Consider the following 17264-nt stretch of genomic DNA (forward strand, 5'->3'; position numbering starts at 1 on the left):
ATCTGACATCAGTTAGTTTTGGGTTACTTGCGGGCTAGTTGGCTAATGTAAGGGCGGTTGGCTTTTTCTAGTGCGCGATACATCTCAAACGCGTCCTGTTCGTCGCATAGGAAGCCTTGCAAGAAATTGCAGATTACATAGCCTAGAGACTCTCGCGCATGATGAGAGATTGTTGGGGTGTCGATGTAACCCCGGCCGCAGGTTTCATCTGCTGGTGTGCAAATGGCAAAGTGATTGGCCTCGTTGAACAGTAGCAGTGTGTTGTTGCCGTTATTCTGCGGTACGGCTTTCTCAAAGGTTTGCTCGATACGTGCGGTTGCGCCGGGAGTCGCATCACCGTAGTGGCGGGCGCTGTGGGCGATACAGCCGTCCTGTTCACCCCCCATTAGCAGGAGCGGCAAGTCTGGTGGGAAAGGTAGCAGGGTTTCCTCCGGCCAGCCGAGCGCCGTGGATACACCGGTGTGGGCGCCATAGGTAAACACAGCGCGGAGCGATGGAAACCACTCCTGGTTGGCGTTGAGCAGTGCCAGGGTGCCGCCAGCACTGTGGCCGCCAAATGCCAGTCGTGTCAGGTCAAGTTTTCCTGCCAGCAAGCTATCGCTATTCAGCCGCTCCAGCATTTCCAGAATAGGTTGAGCCGCCTGGGCCGAAGGGGCTGTGCCGAACTTCTCTGGCGTGAGCGCTTCCAGGTCGATGCCTGGCGTTACCGCTCTTGAGCCGTAGGTGGCCTCGGATACCAGTTGGTAGGTTACGGTCGCGATCCCCAGAGGTGCCAGTGCTTCTGCCAGCCAGCGGTACCCGGCGGAATCCGTATTCATACCGTGGAACAGGATGAGTACCGGATAAGGCGCGAGGCTTTCGTCTGCCGGGATCAGGCCGGTATCCTGTTCGTTTGTCGAGCCGCTGTATTGAGCCGGGTAGTAAATTCGGGCGATACCCGTATCGTAAGGGGGCTGAAAAGACTCGATTTTGAACGCATCGAAAATGCAGCGAGTCATATACATGGAAGGCAGCCTCAAAAAATCTAGATTCGAGATTAGCTGGCCACTTTGTTGTGGGGATTGATTTTTGTCAATTCGCGGGAACCTGAGTTGGGGTATCCATGATCTGAACTTGCCGCGGGTACGTACTCTGCGAGCAATCCTGACCTAAACTTTTATTGAAGGTAAACAGCGTGAAAGCACCTCTTTTTCTGATGTTTGTTGGCCTCGTTTATGGAGCCTCTATCGATGCGTATGCGAAAGAGGGCAGCACTTATCCCCTGGTGACAGATGACGCTTTCTGTGCGCGGGTGCAGCAGTTTATCGCCGGCACAGATCTGGCCGTAGAGAACGTCCTGTATGGAGAGGGTAGTTACTGGACCACCTTCAAAAAATCCAAGCCACTGGCGCAGCCGCTGACAACGCATCAGTACGCGGGCTATCAGCTCGCCAACGGTGAATCCGCAGACTTCCCGGTATCGATTGCCTGCAAAATGAAAACGGCCGAGCGCATTCTCACGGCACAGCCGGCTAGTGAAAACTTCACGATTGCGGAAGAAGATCGCGCGTGTCACGACTGGCAGGCGCAAATGCTGGACGATGTTTATCAGGTGCTAGCAGAGCGGGGTGAGGAGATTGCCGTGCCGCGGGAGCGTATTACGGCGGATGATGAGGAGAGTGTGTCGATCGGCCCGTTTTGGCTGCGTCCTGAAATTTATCAGGTGGCCTATAGTGAGGGGGATACCTTAAAGCTGCGCATCAAGGGTTTGCACGTGGAGTACCGACGTTTTATGCCAGTTCCCGACAGCTTTATGGGTACACATTATTGCACCATGATCGCGCCGGAATATCTGGTCAAGCTGGTTCAGGGAGAAGTGGAAGCACCGGCGCTGCAGGAGTAGCGCCGGTTCAACGTCGCGGTGGGGCACGTTAGCGTGGAGGTGCTCAGGCTGGGGTTTCCACTGCGGGTTTGCTGGCTTCGGTTTTGCCGTCCTGCGCCGCGAAGTAGTCGAGCTCGGCAAGCTCGTAATGGGTCTGCATATAACCGCCCACCTCTGCACGTAGCAGAATATAGTCGTCGTCTGCCGTGACCCAAACGTTGTACGGCGGGTGCTCTTCGGGCAGGTCAGCTGCGGTATCAGTCACCTGAAAATGCCGCGCGTGAAAAGTGCCTGCCTCGACAGTGATTTCTGTTTCCCCCACATACAGCAACGAAAACCCCATCTTGAACAGCATTGGGCCGGTTGCGCCGCGATGATCGGGTGATGACAGCATCATGTTTGGGAAGTGTTGCTTACCGGGCCCCTGGGAGAGGTCGTAAAGGCGCATCAGCAGGCCGTCGCCGGCAATCGGGTGGCACTGCATCCACTGTACGGGTGCCTCTAGCTCCATGCGCTGGGTGATGCGTCCATCGCGCTGGTTAAAGGTTTCGCACTCAGCCAGTTTGTCGGTGAAGCGGAACCATCCGGTGCCCTCAAATTTGTCGCCAACGGTCAGTCGCACCGAGCAATCGAGCGGCGCAGAGTCGCTGTGGCGGAGTGCCTGCACGATATCGCGGGTAACGCTGGGCGCGTCGTCAATTTCACAGTGCGCTTGCAGCACATCCGTGCCATCGGCTTGCTGGGTGATGCTGAAGTACTCGCGGCCGCGTTCTTCACCAAAGCGCTCGGGTTTGTGGCTGGTGTAGCGAATACGTCCTCGGATGCTGCGGTAGGGCATGAGCTTCTCTTGTTACTTATTTTTGATGTTGTGTTTTAGTGCTGGTGGATCAGCGTTCTATCAACTCAATTCTTTCGCCGTCATATCCATACAAAGTACAGCTGCGGCGCCCATTGTACGGCGCCTGCTGGTGCTGGTATGTGGTGAACTGTTGCGGAATTTGGTCGATGTAAAAAGTCACCATTGCGATACCGCCACCCAGCGTCTGCGAGCTTTTGGTGGGAGCGGCGAGCTGTTCCAGCTGATCGATTTCGATCAGGCTACTGTCCGCTAGTTGCAAGGTGGCAAGTGGGTGTTGGCTCTCCATGGGCAGCCCGCGTAGCTGGTTGATGACCGTTACGCGCGTAGCGAATGAGAGGCCACTGTGCTCGGCAAGAGATTCGTAGCCGGCCAGTGATTCGGACCGGTTGCTGCTGGCCAGTACCGGAATGAATAGATGGTCGACGGCGCAGCTGGCGGTTGGCAGTTGGAAGGGCGGCACCTCACCGGAGATTTGCGTGAGATACAGCAGTTCCCCGTTCGCTCCCTGGACCTGTACCGCGCGGATCTTATCGCTCAGTTCCAGGTTCGCGACCGGACGCAACTGCGCAAAGGAAGAGCCTTCGAGGGTTTCTGCCAGGCCGTCCACATCCTCTACCAGTATTTCCATCGCCATCCAGCCGGCGCGTTGCAGGGGCTTGGCTGGCTCTGCGCCTGCATCGTCGACGATACGCAGCCACGCACGGCCGTTGGCATTTCCAAGTACCCAGTAGGTTGCTCCCGCGAGTCCCGCGCACTGCCACTGCTCGGCCATGGGCTCGGTGAGCGTATCGCTCGCCAGCACATGGCAGTGCAGGTGGCTGCAATAGTCGTCGACCAGGCGCGCCGCGTCACTGCTCGCGAGGGTGGCCAGGCTGCATGGGCCCAATGCAGGCGTGGAGGTGGTGTCAGTCATTACCGTAAATCACTATTCTCAAAGTCCTAATGTTATAATAATATATCAAATACGCAGAGAAAAGATCTTATCTGACCCGAGGGTACAGGAGGGCAGGGGCAATGACGACACCGGGGGCGATTTCGGAGGCGACCACGCTATTTGACAAGTTGTGGTGGGAGCACGCCGTATGCGAGCTCGACAATGGGGAAACGTTGCTCTATCTGGATCGGGTTTTCCTGCACGAGCGCACCGGCTCCATTGCGTTGCAAAGCCTGCACGCGGCCGGTTATGGCGTGCGTGATGCGCGCAAAGTGTTTTGCACCATGGACCATATCGTCGATACCTTTCCCGGGCGCGGCGATGCAACGCTGATGCCCTCGGGGACAGACTTTATTACCGCGACTCGCAACGAGACGCGTGCCGCGAACATTCGTTTATTTGATGTCGATGATCCCAATCAGGGAATTGTGCATGTCATTTCCCCAGAGCAGGGGCTGGTTCTACCGGGGCTGACACTGGTTTGCCCAGACAGCCACACCTGTACCCAGGGCGCGATTGGTGCTTTGGCCTGGGGGATAGGGTCCAGCGAAGCGGAGCATGCGATGGCGACGGGCACCTTGCGTGTGCGCAAGCCAAAAAATATGCGTGTTGTCATTGATGGCGCACTGCAGCCTGGTGTGACCGCGAAGGACTTGGTCCTGAACCTGATTGCACGTTTCGGCGCAAATGGTGGGGCGGGTTACGCCGTGGAGTTCGCCGGTTCTACCGTGCGGGATTTGGAAGTGGAGGCCCGCTTCACCCTGTGCAACATGGCGGTGGAATTCTCTGCGTTTACTGCGGTGATCGCGCCTGACGAAAAAGTTGAGGCGTATTTCCACGGGCGTGATTTCGCTCCCAAGGGCGAACACTGGCGGGATGCCGTCGAACACTGGCGCTCCCTGCGCAGTGATGAAGCCGCGCGCTTCGACCGTGAACTGCATGTGGACGCGTCCACCATTCAGCCGGCAGTGACCTGGGGCACCAGCCCCGAACAGGTTGTGAGCATCGGCGAATCGATTCCCTATCCGGATACCTTTGCGGAAGATCACCGTCGTGAATCGGCGGTGCGGGCGCTCGCGTACCAGAATTTGGCACCAGGCAAACATCTTGTCGACATCTCGATTGATGCCGCCTTTATCGGTTCCTGTACCAATAGTCGTCTGAGTGATCTGCAGGCTGCGGCCGCGGTGGTTAAGGGGCGAAGAATTGCGCCCGGTGTGCGCGGCGTTGTTGTGCCCGGTTCTCGGCGGGTCAAAAAAGCCGCCGAGCGAGAAGGATTGGATCAGATTTTCACCGCTGCGGGATTTGAGTGGCGGGACTCCGGTTGCTCCATGTGCTTTTACGCCGGTGGAGAGACGTTTGGCGCAAACCAGCGTGTGATTTCTACAACCAACCGAAATTTTGAAGGGCGTCAGGGGCCGAATACCCGCACACATCTCGCAAGCCCTGCCACTGTCGCTGCATCGGCCATTGCGGGGTCTTTTATCTCAGCAGAAATGCTGGCGGAGAGCGAGTTATTGGCGTCATGAAAGCATTTACGGTTCACACGGGTGTCGCCGCGCCATTGTTGCGTCGGAATATCGACACCGACGCCATTATCCCATCGCGGGAAATGAAACGCGTATCCAAGCAGGGGCTGGGAGAAGGTCTGTTCGCCGGCTGGCGCTACACCTTGCCCGGCGGCCGCGAGCAAAATCCATCATTCGTTCTTAATCGACCGGAGTACCGCAATACATCGATCTTGCTGAGCGGTGAAAATTTTGGTTGCGGGTCCTCGCGCGAACATGCGGTTTGGGCACTGGCGGAGTATGGCATTCGCGCGGTGATCGCCAGTGGATTCGGGGCTATCTTTCACACCAACTGCATCCGCAACGGCATATTGCCGGTGTGCCTCGATGAACAGGCCATCAGCGATCTCGCCGAGCGGGTGCAGAAAGATCCGCAAATTAATCTGGTGGAAATCGACCTTAATCGTTGCCGCATCGTGTGTGGTGACCGCGAACTTGAATTCGCGCTGGAAGAGGGCGCGCGTCACATGCTGTTGAATGGCCTCGACCCCATCGCGCTCACCCTGCAGCAGCGGAAGCTGATCGATCAGTTTGAAAATACGCGTCGCAAAAAGCACGCCTGGGCGTTTGCCCCTTTTGAAGATTGTGTGGAAGGAGTATTGCCGTGAATCAACCCATGACTCTGCTAGAGCAGCTGGTATCGCTGCTGGATCGGGAAATTGACGATGCGACCTTGGAACGGGCACAGCTGCATTTACTGGACTGGCTTGGTTGCAGTGTGTACGGCGCGCGCAGTGAACTGGCAGAAAAGCTTCAGGGCTATCTCGCAGAGTGGGGCGCTTCCGGCAAAAACTGGAATTTGAACGGCAGCGACAGTTGCTGGCAGGACGCGTTGCAGTTTCACGGTGCCCTTGGCAGTGTGTCCGAGATGGATGACCTGCACCGTACATCCACCCTGCACCCCGGGCCGGTAATTATTCCTGCCGCATTGGCGGTTGCCGAAATGGTGGGGGCGAACCCTCGTAAGCTGCTGTCATCCATTGTGGTGGGCTATGAAGTGATGATCCGCATTGGCCGCGCGCTCGGCCGCGATCATTACGCGCTTTATCACAGCACCTCTACCTGTGGCAGCTTCGGTGCGGCGGCAGCTGCCGCACATCTGTTGGATCTTAATCACGAGCAAACCGTGTGGGCCCTTGCGAATGCAGGTAGCCGTACCGGTGGCTTTTGGCAAATGCGCCATGAGGCGGTAGAGACCAAGCATCTGCACAACGCCGGCGCGGCACATGCCGGTGTACAGGCTGCGCTACTCGCTTCCAGCGAGCTGCGTGGGCCGGCCAGTCTGCTCGAGGGGACTCAGGGATTCTTTGCGGCAACCTCCTCACAGGCCATGCCACTGGCAGTTATTGATCAGGCGTCAGAAGGATGGCTGCTGTTTCAGTGCAGCTTCAAACCGTGGCCGGCTTGCCGTCACACCCACCCGACGATCGATGCCGTCAGAGCTCTGGGCGAAGTGTCAGCTGAAGACGTGCGCGAGTTGCATATCAGTACCTTCGGCGATGCATTGATGTTCTGCGACCGCAAACATCCAGAGTCACCGGCGCAGGCGCGCTTCAGTCTCCAGCACTGCGCTGCAGTGGCAATTCTGTTTGGCGCGCCGGCGATTGAGCACTTTGGCGAAGAAACTATTGCCCGCTCTGATGTGGCAGAGCTACGCGGCAAAGTCACCCTGCACGTGAGCGAGGCACATCAGCGCGCGTATCCCGCGCATTTTGGTGCGACGGTACGAGTGGTTCTGCAGGATGGCAGTGAATGGGAAATGGCGGCACCCGATGCCTGGGGAGACCCGGAATGGCCGCTCACAAGTGAAGATATTATCGATAAGGCGCGCACGCTGTTCTCAGCTGCGGGCATTGGTCCGGCAACCACGGAAGATGTGTTGGAAGTAACGTTGAACCTGAGTGGACAGGGCGACCTGAATTCTCTGTTTACGGCCCTGCGTGGATTGGGAGAGCCCCGGTGACCAGCTACGAGCAGCGGCTGGTGGAGCATGTTGCCGAGAGCCAGTTTGCAGATCTGGATGCTGCGGCAATAGAAGCCTGCAAAACATTTTTGCTGGACTCCATTGGCGTTGGCATTAGCGGCTCAAGAATTCCCTATGCGGCACAGTTGCTTGAAACCGCTCAGGGATGGGGCTGCGCGGACGAGGGCAAGTCTGCAACGGTCTGGGGTACACGGGTTCACCTGCCTGTCATGCATGCGGCGATGGTCAACGCCTATCAAATCCACTGTCAGGAATTCGACTGTGTCCATGAAGAGGCGGTAGTGCATCCCATGGCGGTGATTCTCTCCGCGCTGATGGCAGAGGCAGAAGCGCGCAATGCCGATGGGCGGGCGCTGTTGTTATCGCTGGCGTTGGCGGTCGACGTGGCCACGGTACTCGGAATGAGTGCCGATAAACCCATGCGATTCTTCCGTCCGGGTACCGCCGGGTGCATTGGCGCAGCGGGGGGGATCGCGCGCTTGCGTGGCTACGATCGCGCGCAGATTCAGCAGGCGATGTCCATTGCCTACAGTCAGACCGGTGGCACCATGCAGGCGCATACCGAGGGTGTGGCTGTGTTGCCAATGCAAGTTGCGTTCAACGCACGCAATGCGATTACTGCGGCGGACATGGCCGGTTTCGGCTTGGTCGGACCGGCGAATTTTCTCAGTGGTGATTACGGTTACTTCTCCATTATGGAATCCGACGGAAACGCCCAGAGCGCCTTTGCAAAGTTAGGGCGTGAATGGCAAATCGGCCGGGTGAGCCACAAACCGTTTCCCACCGGTCGCGCTGCACACGGAACGCTCGATGCGCTAATGCAACTGCGTGGTGAGCATGGCTTTGCCGCAAATGATATTGAGTCTGTCCAGATAGAAGCACCGCCGCTGGTGCGACGCCTGGTGGATCGCCCGGCGCAGCCCGACATGAGCGTGAATTACGCCCGCTTGTGTATTGGTTATGTAGCCGCAACCTTGTTGCTGACCGGCGATGTCGGCGTGCAGGCATTTGATCGCGATGCGCTGGCAGATCCAGTGCGCCTGGCACTGGCACAGCGTGTACGCATGTGCCCCTCTGCGAGCGAGGATCCAAATGCACTGGCGCCGCAGACAGTAATCGTTTGCTTGAAAGATGGCAGTGAATACCGGCGTGAGATGGCCAGCATCCTCGGCCACCCCGACAGTCCCTTGAGCCGCAAACGACAGCAGGAAAAGTTTGTTAACTGCCTGGCATCTGCGCGCAATCCCGTGGATTCAGAACAGGCTGAACAAATCCTTGCCAAGATAGCGCAGCTGGATCAGCTGCAATCTATTACCCAATTGACCGCGCTGCTGACGCCCCAACAGCGGCCTGTTTCTGTAACCAGTTAAAGCCAGTAACTAGTAAAAGCCAGTAATTAGTAAAAGAGAGTGCAAACCAGTTATGCCTTACCCAAGCTATTTTGAAAGCTTTGATGTCCAGCAGGCGCTTGCGGATTACCCACTGGGGGATGCCTTTCTAGAGCGTTATCAGGGAATGACGCGCGAACAACTACGCGAGCTGCAGAACCAGCGCTTCCTAAAGTTGATGGCACGTGGCTGGGAAATTCCGTTTTACCAGCGCCTGTGGGGCGATGCGGGTATAAAACGAGAGGATATTCAGAGCCTCGACGATATTGAAAAACTGCCGGTCTTTTCCAAGTCCGACATTATGCAAAGTGTCGAGAAGTTTCCGCCGATCGGCGATTTCAGCGGGCTAGAAGGGCTGGCCCCGGAGGAGCGTCCGCCAGTGGTTTTCCATACCACCAGCGGCACCACCGGCAGACCCCAGCCAATTATTTTCGGGCCGCGCGGGCGCGAGATCCAGGCCATGTTGGTGGCGCGCTCCTACCGCTTTATGGGACTAAAGCCCGGCGCTACTGTGCAGTCCACCTATGGGCACGGGATGATTAACGGCGGCCACTATATCCGTGAAGCGGTAACCCGTTATACCAATGCACTGTTTCTCTCTTCCGGCACCGGCCTGGAAACCCGCTCTGCCCAGCAGGTGCAGTTGATGCAGGACTTTGGCGTCAACGTGCTGGTTGGGTTTGCCGATTACATCAAAAAGCTCGCCAGCGTGGCGGAAGAGCAGGGGATTCAGCCGGGCAAAGATATACCGGTGGATATGATTATCGGGCACCTCGGGCAGGAGACGCGCGCAGCGCTGAGCGAAGCTTGGGGTGGTGCGAAACTGTACGACTGGTACGGCGTTGCCGATACCGGCTGTGTTGCCGCCGAGGGACCGGACCAGAATGGCCTATACGTTTGGGAAGATGCTCAGTACCTGGAGCTGCTGGACGTGGATAGCGATCAGCCGGTAACACCGGGTGACACGGGCAACATGGTAGTGACCTGCCTGTACAAGGACGATATCTATCCGGTGATTCGCTTTAATACCTGTGATATCACCTCGGAAATCGTCGGTGAAAACCCGTTCCAGCTGCCGTTCCGCCGTATCCGTGGATTCCTCGGGCGCTCCGACAACATGGTCAAGCTGCGCGGCATCAACGTTTATCCGCACGGTATCGGTGGCATGCTGGCAGAGCTGTCGAGCTTTACCGGTGAATACGTCTGCATTGCCGAGCGCGATGATAGCGGGCGGGAAACGTTGACGGTGATGGTGGAAGTCTCCGACACGGTCGCAGGGCACCCGGCAATTGCCGAACAGTGTGCTGCCTTGTTGAAGCTCAAGCTCGGCCTGGAAGTGGGCGTTGAGATAGTGTCCGCAGGAGAAACCGCGCGTTGGACCGAGATTGACCGCCGGCAGAAGCCCCTGCGTTTACTTGATCGCCGGTTTGGGTAACTCTGTGCGTATTCTTTTCTGGAAAAAAGCCATGTCCCGTAAGCAACATCGTGCAATCAGTGATGAAATTCTTGCCAAGGATGCAACCGCACTGGCGGCGTGTCTGCAGCGCGGAGACCTGAGTAGCCAGGCGCTCACCGCGCGCACGCTCGCGGCCATTGCCGACAGCCAGCAGGGCATCAATGCCTTCCTGCATATTGATCGCGAGGGTGCCATGAATGCCGCGCGCGAGGCGGATGTGCGTAGGCGTATGGGCAAGCCCTTATCGATCTTTGACGGGCTGACCTGTGCGGTGAAAGACAATATCGATGTTGCGGGTATGCCCACCTCCAATGGCCTCGGTTATGGCGATACGGCACCGCTGGCACGGGAAGATGCCCCGGTAGTGGCGCGACTGCGTGCGGCCGGCGTGATTATTCTCGGCAAACTGAATATGCATGAGGTTGCGCTGGGTGCGACCAACGACAACCCGCACTGGGGCCGCTGTGAAAACCCGTTGCGGGCCGGCTATACCCCGGGTGGCTCCAGTGGCGGCTCGGGCGCTGCAGTAGCGGCAGGCCTGTGTGCTTTCGCCCTCGGTACCGACACCATGGGGTCGGTGCGCATCCCGGCAAGCTACTGCGGCGTCGCCGGCCTTAAACCCGGCCGCGAGAGCCTGACAACGGCAGGGGTTACCCGTTTGTGCCGGCAACTGGATACCGTGGGCCCGCTGGCGAGGTCGGCACGGGATCTGCGCGAACTGTGGCCGATCCTGAATGGCACCGCGAATAATCAGGTACCGCCAGCGCGCAGAACCGATTTAGGCAGTGTGCGCTGGGCGGTGCTGGAAGACTGCGCAGGGGTTGGCGTAGAGGAGGGGATCAGCGAAGCTTTTCGCGATCTGGCCAAACGCCTGCCGGGCGCCGGGCATGTGCCGTTAAACTTTTCCGCCATCGATTTTTCCGCGATTCGCCGTGCAGGGCTTTTGTTGTGCGAGGCGGAAGCGAACGTCACCTTTTCTGCCGAACGCCAGCGGCAGCCGCAATTGTTTTCTGAGCAGCTGCGCGGGCTCATGCAGTGGGGTGCAGAACGCTCTGCGCCGGAACTGGTGCAGGCCTCGGACAAGGTGCAAGCGGCCGGAGACTGGCTGCGACAGCAATTACAGAATGTCGATTTTCTGTTGACCCCCACCGCGCCGCAAACGGCGTTTCCGTTTGAGCAGGCCGTACCGGTCAACCAGGCGAACCTGACCAGTGTGGCAAATATGGCGGGGTTACCGGCAATCAGCATCCCGCTCGGGGACTCCGCAGAAGGCTTGCCGTTTGGCCTGCAGGTAATTGGCGCTGCTGGATCGGAAGTTGCGCTGCTGGCAATCTCCGTGGCGTTGCAGGAGTGGCTGGCGGAACACGATCTGGCGGTTACCGCATGAATCTGCTGAGAAGCAAGAGAGAAAGTATGACAAGTGAAGTAACTGCGCAACAAAGCGAAGGAAATACCACCGGCACGCCGCGCGTTGAAATGCGGTTGGATGACGGACTGGCCCGCATCACGCTGGTAAACCCAGACCAGCGCAATGCCATGACGGTGGCGATGTGGCAGCAGCTCGCCAGTGTGCTTGATCAAGTTGAGCAGAATAACCAGGTTCGCGCGGTATTGATCAGCGGGGCGGGCTCCCGGGCTTTTTGTGCGGGTGCCAATATCGCCGAGCTGTCGCAGGCGATGTCAGATCCAGCGGTGATGCGCCAGCAGAATGCCCTGATCCAGGAAGTACAGCTGAAATTGCAGCGTCTGAGCCGGCCGACAATCGCGCTGGTTCGCGGTGCCTGTTATGGCGGTGGCTGTGGCCTGGCCTTGGCCTGTGACCTGCGTATTGGCGATACTGCGGCAACCTTTGCCATTACTCCGGCCAAGCTCGGCATCCTGTATAGCATTGAAGATACCCGCCGCTTGGTACGTGCGGTGGGTGACGGCAATGCGCGCGAGATGCTGCTTACCGGGTTGCCCGTAGACGCGGCCCGTGCGCTGCAGATAGGTCTGGTACAGCATGTAGCAGAAGGGGATGCGCTGGAGGAAAAGGCGCGAGGGCTAGCGCGGGCGCTAATCGAGAATTCCCAGTATTCCGTGCGCTGGACCAAGGCCACGCTGGGTTATCTTGCTGGAGGCTCTGGTGGTGAGCCGGAGGAAGGCACAGAGGGTGCCGATGCGCTTAAGCGTGCATTCGACGACGCTTTTTCCGGAAACGACTTTGCGGAAGGTTGCGCCGCATTTTTGGCTCGACGCAAAGCCGATTTTCGCTGGCCTCAGAAGTGATAAGGGGAGTAATAAGAGGAACAATAAAAGGAGTATTAAATACTCAGCTGTTAGCCAGTTCCTCGATAAGCTCATCCAGTTCGGTGGTCGCGCTGACCGCTTCTTCTCTCGCCTGCTGACGCGCACTTTTATCTTCGTCGAACTGTTCCATTTCCTGCTGGATCACACGCAGAATTCTGGCGATAAAATCCTGATGCCACAGGCCGCGAGCCTGCGCGGCATCGGAGTCCGGCGTGTAACCCTCAATGGACTCGCGACTAAGCAGGCCGCGCTCTTCGAGCAGGCGCTCCAGGGTGTCCATACGCTCGCGCGTCACCGCCAGCTCTCCGGCAACCGCCATCAGAATAGACAGCAGGCGATCGGTATCCGAATCCTTGAAATATGTCGGGCGCTTGCCGCGGGCTTTGTTGCCCGCCATGGTGATCGGATCTAGCGTCATGCCCTTACTCCGGATTTCCGTTGATATACATTTCGACTACTTGCTCGCGATGTACGCGTGCCAGGCTGGTTTGCGGCCATAGTCTTCGGTATCACTTTCTGCTTTTGCCGCACTCGGGAACAGCTCTTCATCAACCACCGCGTACAGCCCCAGCGTGGCAATATTTTCCCGCGCGAATCCCGCCTGTTCGATAGCCTCGAACAGGTCCATATCATGCAGGGTGCCCCAGAAGGGCTCGTTGTTATTGCGGGTATCCCAGTCGCGCATGAACTGCTCGTAGGGAGGCATGTCCGGAGTGAACTGTGGTTGCTCGATGTGCACCACTTTGCCGCCATTGGCCAGCAATCGGTGGGTCTCCGCCAGAATGCGCGGTAGCGCGCGGCTCGAGGTCTCATGCAGGAACATGCAGGTAATGATCAGATCAAAGCTACCGTCTTCCGCTTCGATCGCTTCAGCGTTTTCCTGACGGAACAAGATGTTGTTTACGCCGAGGGATTTGGCTCGTGCATTGGCATAGCGTAGCATCGGCGCGGCCACATCAATGGCGACGATTTCGGTATCCGGGAATGCCTGCGCCAGCGGCACAATGTTGTGTCCAACGGTACAGCCGATATCGAGAATACGCCGTGGGCGGAAACCTTTTTCTGCCTGTTCCCGCAGCCATTCCACCAGTGCCTGGCCGCCGCCATCGCTGTAGCGACCCAGCATGCCAGCAGTGGTCACGAAAATACCGCTGTCGTAGTTGGCTCCGGCTGCGATGTCATCTTCGCAATACTCGGTGTGGTAGCCGCCCGGCATACAGTGAATATCCACGGCGCTGATGTAGCGGGGTACTTTGACCTCAGGATTTAATTGCAGCGATTGGCTGTCTTTATTCAGCGTGCGGGCCTGATCAATTAAGGCCGGCAGCTGGCGGAACACCATAGCGCGGCTGTTTTGCTGGCGCATTTCCATGGTGTTGCGGCGCAACGAACTCCAGAATTGATACAGCGGTTCGCGCTTGAGTAGTTCACCCACTTCACGTCGCGTGGTCGGTACCGCACCTTGCTCTACCCGATGATCATAGGCTTTGCGTACACCTGGCAGTACCTGCGAGGCGAGGTGAATATTGAGGTTCGTAAGAAAATTGAACCGGGCTACTTCATCGTGGTTTGCTTTCGGAAACACACCATGGCGCCCGACTGCGTTCCACGCCGGCGGTGCCTGTCGAGCTGCGTCGGCCATTGGGAACTCCGCAATTTGCGAGGATTTCCGATAGTCTAGCGGCGCCCGAGGCATTGCCCATGACAATTATCAACTTGTGTAGGTTGCACAGCGAACGCCTCGAAGGCGCCCGCTTTTTGCATCGATCGGTAGGCGGGAATTAGTGAACGCTGGCGAGTTCTTCCAGGATGGCGTGATCTAGAATGCGAATGCGGTGGGCGCTCACGATTTCGATGAGCTTCATGGACTTGAGGCGGGCAAAGGCGCGGCTAACAGTTTCGATGGTCAAGCCGAGATAGTCGGCGATATCCTGACGGCTCATAATCAATTCGATATCAGCGTTTTGCGTGCCGCACTGGCGTCGCCGGATCTGCGCCAGCAAAAAGCACAGGCGCTCGTGGGCCTTTTTTTGTCCTAGCGCGAACAGCTGATCGAGGGTTTGTGCCAATACGTTGCCGCCGATCTGACGGGCATTGGCCTTCAGCGTGGAGGATTGGTCCACCAGTGCGAGAAACTCGCGGCGGACAAAGGACTGCAATTCCGTTTCGCGCAGGGAGACCACGCTGTACTCGTATTCTTCCGTATTGGTAAAGCCGATATAGTCCCCGGAGTAGGCAAAGGCGATGACCTGCCTGCGACCCGAGCGGGAAAGACGCTCAATCATGAGGGTGCCGGAGACCACCACGTATACATTTTGCGCAGTGCTGTGCTGCTTGATCAGCTGCTCGCCGGCAGAGAGACGCCGGCGCTGACATATGGCGGTGAGGTCCGCGAGTTCCTCGTTACCAAGGCCGCGGAATAGTCTGGAATGGAAAAACGTTTCCGGCGGTTTCAATGCGGGACTAGGCACCGTGATCCTTCCTGATAATTCTTATTCCAGCAGCCTAAACCCAACAAGCGTGCCTGTCTACGTCCGCAGGGGTCAGTTTGCCGCTTCGGTGCGTTGACTACCCAGTAGCAGGCCCTGTTCGATCAATGCGTCGATTTGCTCATCGGTCAGCCCCAGGGAGCGCGCCACCTCCACACTGTGTTCGCCGATTTCCGGCAAATCCCGGCGCAGGCCTAGGCGCAGGCCCCCAAACTCCACCGGCAGCGCCGGCAGCTGGGTCTCTGTGCCGTTTTCCAGGGTGACCGGGATCAGGCCTCCGGCGCTGTTGAGCTGGGGGTCGTCAAACAGGTCTGCAGGCTTGTTGATGGGAGCGAAGGGGATGCCCGCGCGGTCGAGGCGTGTCATCAGCTCGCTCTTCGACAGGCTGGCAAACAGGGTGCTGATTTGGGGAATCAAACGGTCCCGGGCGGCCACGCGCCCGGCATTGCTGCTGAGTGCTGGGTCATTCGCCAGCTCGTCCAAGTCAAACTCTTCGCAGAACGCCCGCCACAGGGTGTCGCTCACCACGCCGACGAATACGCGTTCGTTCTCCTTGCTCAGGAAAATGTCGTACACAGACCAGGCGCTGCGGCGTACCGACATGGGCGGCGGCTCTTCACCGGTGACCGCTTGCTGAGCCATGTGCTGGCCTACCAGATATGCGGTTGTTTCGAACAGAGAGCTGGTTACCTGCTGGCCGCGCCCGCTGGTCTGGCGCTGCTGCAGTGCGGACAGAATAGCGATGACACCGAACATGCCCCCGGTGATGTCCACTACCGAGGTGCCGGCGCGTAGTGGGCGGTCGGGCAGGCCGGTCATGTAGGCGAGGCCGCCCATCATTTGCGTCACTTCGTCCAGTGCGGTGCGGTGTTCGTAGGGCCCGCTAAGGAAGCCTTTCAGGGAGCAGTAGACCAGGCGCGGGTTACGTGCGCTCAGGTCGGCGTAGCCAAGGCCCAGGCGATCCATGGCACCGTGACGGAAGTTCTCAATGACCACATCGGCTTCATCCACCAGGCGCAGGGCGATGTCTTTGCCTTCTTTGGACTTGAGGTCCAACGCGAGGCTGCGCTTGTTGCGGTTGTACATGGCGAAGTAGCCGGCTCCGGAGCCACGCAGGCGACGGGTGTTATCGCCCTGGCAAGGCTCGACCTTGGTTACCTCTGCGCCGAGATCCGCGAGGATGCCTCCCGCGGCCGGTCCCATCACCATGTGCGTGAACTCGACAACCTTGATGCCGGCGAGGGGTAACTGTTCCTGTTGCGCCATGAGGGCTTCTCCACTGAATGCGTCGGTTTATATCGCCAATGGGGTATATGTTATAATAATATATCATTAGGTCAAGATGGCGTGCGCCCGCAGGGGACGCGCCGCGTAGCAATTCGAAAGAAAAGATGAGTAACCAGAGAGGGGCGGGCGTGAGCGGCAAACAGATCGAAATTAGCGAAGTAGGGCCGCGTGACGGCTTGCAAAGTATCAGTGCCATCATGGCAACCGAAGACAAGAAGCGCTGGATTGCTGCGCTCGCCAATGCCGGGTTGCGGGAGATCGAGGTTGGGTCCTTTGTGCCGGCAAAGTTGTTGCCGCAGTTGGCGGATACCGCAGAAATAGTGCGCTACGCCAGAACCCTGCCGGGCCTGACGGTGGCGGTGCTGGTGCCCAATGCGCGCGGCGCGAAGGATGCGATCGCAGCGGGCGCACACAAGTTAACGATCCCGCTATCCGTCAGTGAAACCCATAGCCTGAAGAATCTGCGCAAAACACACGAGCAGGTGTTGGAGGAAGTGCGTCAAATTCGCGCGCAGTTGGACCAGTTGCCTGCGGAGCAGCGCCCGAGTTTTGAGGGCAGTCTTTCCACTTGCTTTGGCTGTACGCTGGAAGGGCCGGTAGCGGAAGAGGCGGTGCTGCGTCTGGGAGAGGGATTGATGAAGGCCGGATGTGATGAGGTGGGCCTGTCCGATACCACCGGTTACGGAAATCCGGTGCAGGTGCGCCGATTGATCCAGCTTGTCTGGTCTCACCTCGGCCGGGATGCGTTGAATGGAGTCCATTTGCACAATACCCGTGGTCAGGGGTTAGCCAATGTACTGGCGGCTGTGGAAGCAGGCATTACCACCGTGGATGCCTCCATGGGCGGCATTGGTGGTTGTCCGTTTGCCCCGGGTGCCAGTGGCAATATTGTTACCGAGGACCTGGTGTTCTTGCTGGAAGCGATGGGGTACTCGACAGGGGTGGATGTCGACCGATTGATGGCGGCGCGGGAAGTACTTGCGCGAGGCCTGCCGGATGAGCCGCTGTTTGGGTTTGTACCGGACGCGGGTTTGCCCAAAGGTTTTCAGTACGCAGAGCCTGAGCCTGAAGTGGTCGCCTGATCGGGCACTTTATTGCGCGCATAAAAAAGCCGGCAGGTAAACTGCCGGCAAGGATCTACAAGTTTGA

Annotated in this window: 16 protein-coding genes; 9 read left to right on the forward strand and 7 right to left on the reverse strand. The window is 58.2% G+C overall.

The window, feature by feature from the left end; all coding sequences use genetic code 11:
• Positions 1-23: 23 nt before the first annotated feature.
• Positions 24-1004: an alpha/beta hydrolase gene (locus tag AS89_RS0102195; protein WP_010130648.1), complete on the reverse strand. Its 981-nt coding sequence runs from the start codon at positions 1002-1004 to the stop codon at positions 24-26.
• Positions 1005-1174: 170 nt separating this feature from the next.
• On the opposite strand from AS89_RS0102195, the gene AS89_RS0102200 reads away from it, so the two are divergent.
• Complete coding sequence (locus AS89_RS0102200) at positions 1175-1882, forward strand: hypothetical protein (protein ID WP_138976351.1); 708 nt, start codon at positions 1175-1177, stop codon at positions 1880-1882.
• A 43-nt stretch (positions 1883-1925) separates the two neighbouring features.
• Here AS89_RS0102200 and AS89_RS0102205 read toward each other — a convergent pair whose 3' ends face one another.
• Both AS89_RS0102205 and AS89_RS16680 read right to left on the reverse strand, forming a co-directional pair.
• Positions 1926-2699, reverse strand: coding sequence for a hypothetical protein (locus tag AS89_RS0102205; protein WP_010130651.1), 774 nt, complete (start codon positions 2697-2699; stop codon positions 1926-1928).
• 49 nt (positions 2700-2748) lie between these two features.
• A complete protein-coding gene (locus AS89_RS16680) occupies positions 2749-3633 on the reverse strand; it encodes a hypothetical protein (RefSeq protein WP_010130652.1) in 885 nt (294 codons plus the stop codon).
• 101 nt (positions 3634-3734) lie between these two features.
• On the opposite strand from AS89_RS16680, the gene leuC reads away from it, so the two are divergent.
• The 7 genes from leuC to AS89_RS0102245 are packed head-to-tail and all read left to right on the forward strand — an operon-like array spanning position 3735 to position 12318.
• Positions 3735-5183: a 3-isopropylmalate dehydratase large subunit gene (gene leuC, locus AS89_RS0102215; RefSeq protein ID WP_010130653.1), complete on the forward strand. Its 1449-nt coding sequence runs from the start codon at positions 3735-3737 to the stop codon at positions 5181-5183.
• Entirely contained in the window at positions 5180-5830 is a 651-nt protein-coding gene (gene leuD / locus AS89_RS16685; RefSeq protein WP_010130654.1) for a 3-isopropylmalate dehydratase small subunit, read from the forward strand. The genes leuC and leuD overlap by 4 nt, the downstream gene beginning before the upstream one ends.
• Positions 5827-7185, forward strand: a complete 1359-nt coding sequence (locus AS89_RS16690; RefSeq protein ID WP_138976352.1) for an MmgE/PrpD family protein — start codon at positions 5827-5829, stop codon at positions 7183-7185. The genes leuD and AS89_RS16690 overlap by 4 nt, the downstream gene beginning before the upstream one ends.
• Positions 7182-8576 (forward strand): MmgE/PrpD family protein, encoded by a 1395-nt coding sequence (locus AS89_RS0102230; RefSeq protein WP_010130656.1) that lies wholly within the window; start codon positions 7182-7184, stop codon positions 8574-8576. Before AS89_RS16690 ends, AS89_RS0102230 begins: the two co-directional genes overlap by 4 nt.
• A 52-nt stretch (positions 8577-8628) precedes the next feature.
• On the forward strand, positions 8629-10029 hold the full coding sequence (locus AS89_RS0102235) for a phenylacetate--CoA ligase family protein (protein WP_010130657.1): 1401 nt from the start codon (positions 8629-8631) through the stop codon (positions 10027-10029).
• Positions 10030-10060: 31 nt separating this feature from the next.
• Complete coding sequence (locus AS89_RS16695) at positions 10061-11437, forward strand: amidase (RefSeq protein WP_138976353.1); 1377 nt, start codon at positions 10061-10063, stop codon at positions 11435-11437.
• 26 nt (positions 11438-11463) lie between these two features.
• Positions 11464-12318, forward strand: a complete 855-nt coding sequence (locus AS89_RS0102245) for an enoyl-CoA hydratase/isomerase family protein (RefSeq protein ID WP_010130659.1) — start codon at positions 11464-11466, stop codon at positions 12316-12318.
• Between the two features lie 43 nt (positions 12319-12361).
• Here the strand turns inward: AS89_RS0102245 and AS89_RS0102250 are convergent, their stop codons facing one another.
• The 4 genes from AS89_RS0102250 to AS89_RS0102265 form a co-directional block, all read right to left on the reverse strand.
• The gene (locus tag AS89_RS0102250) at positions 12362-12757 is read right to left on the reverse strand and encodes a hypothetical protein (RefSeq protein WP_010130660.1); all 396 of its coding nucleotides are present in this window, start codon (positions 12755-12757) and stop codon (positions 12362-12364) included.
• A gap of 36 nt (positions 12758-12793) precedes the next feature.
• On the reverse strand, positions 12794-13981 hold the full coding sequence (locus AS89_RS0102255) for a class I SAM-dependent methyltransferase (protein ID WP_010130662.1): 1188 nt from the start codon (positions 13979-13981) through the stop codon (positions 12794-12796).
• Between the two features lie 139 nt (positions 13982-14120).
• On the reverse strand, positions 14121-14810 hold the full coding sequence (locus tag AS89_RS16700) for a Crp/Fnr family transcriptional regulator (protein ID WP_081475647.1): 690 nt from the start codon (positions 14808-14810) through the stop codon (positions 14121-14123).
• A 72-nt stretch (positions 14811-14882) separates the two neighbouring features.
• A complete protein-coding gene (locus AS89_RS0102265) occupies positions 14883-16094 on the reverse strand; it encodes a CaiB/BaiF CoA transferase family protein (RefSeq protein ID WP_010130664.1) in 1212 nt (403 codons plus the stop codon).
• Positions 16095-16219: 125 nt separating this feature from the next.
• Here AS89_RS0102265 and AS89_RS0102270 point away from each other — a divergent pair, with 125 nt between their 5' ends.
• The gene (locus AS89_RS0102270) at positions 16220-17197 is read left to right on the forward strand and encodes a hydroxymethylglutaryl-CoA lyase (RefSeq protein ID WP_202798367.1); all 978 of its coding nucleotides are present in this window, start codon (positions 16220-16222) and stop codon (positions 17195-17197) included.
• The last annotated feature ends 67 nt before the right edge of the window (positions 17198-17264 follow it).

Source organism: Microbulbifer agarilyticus S89, assembly GCF_000220505.1.
GTDB classification, from domain to species: domain Bacteria; phylum Pseudomonadota; class Gammaproteobacteria; order Pseudomonadales; family Cellvibrionaceae; genus Microbulbifer; species Microbulbifer agarilyticus_B.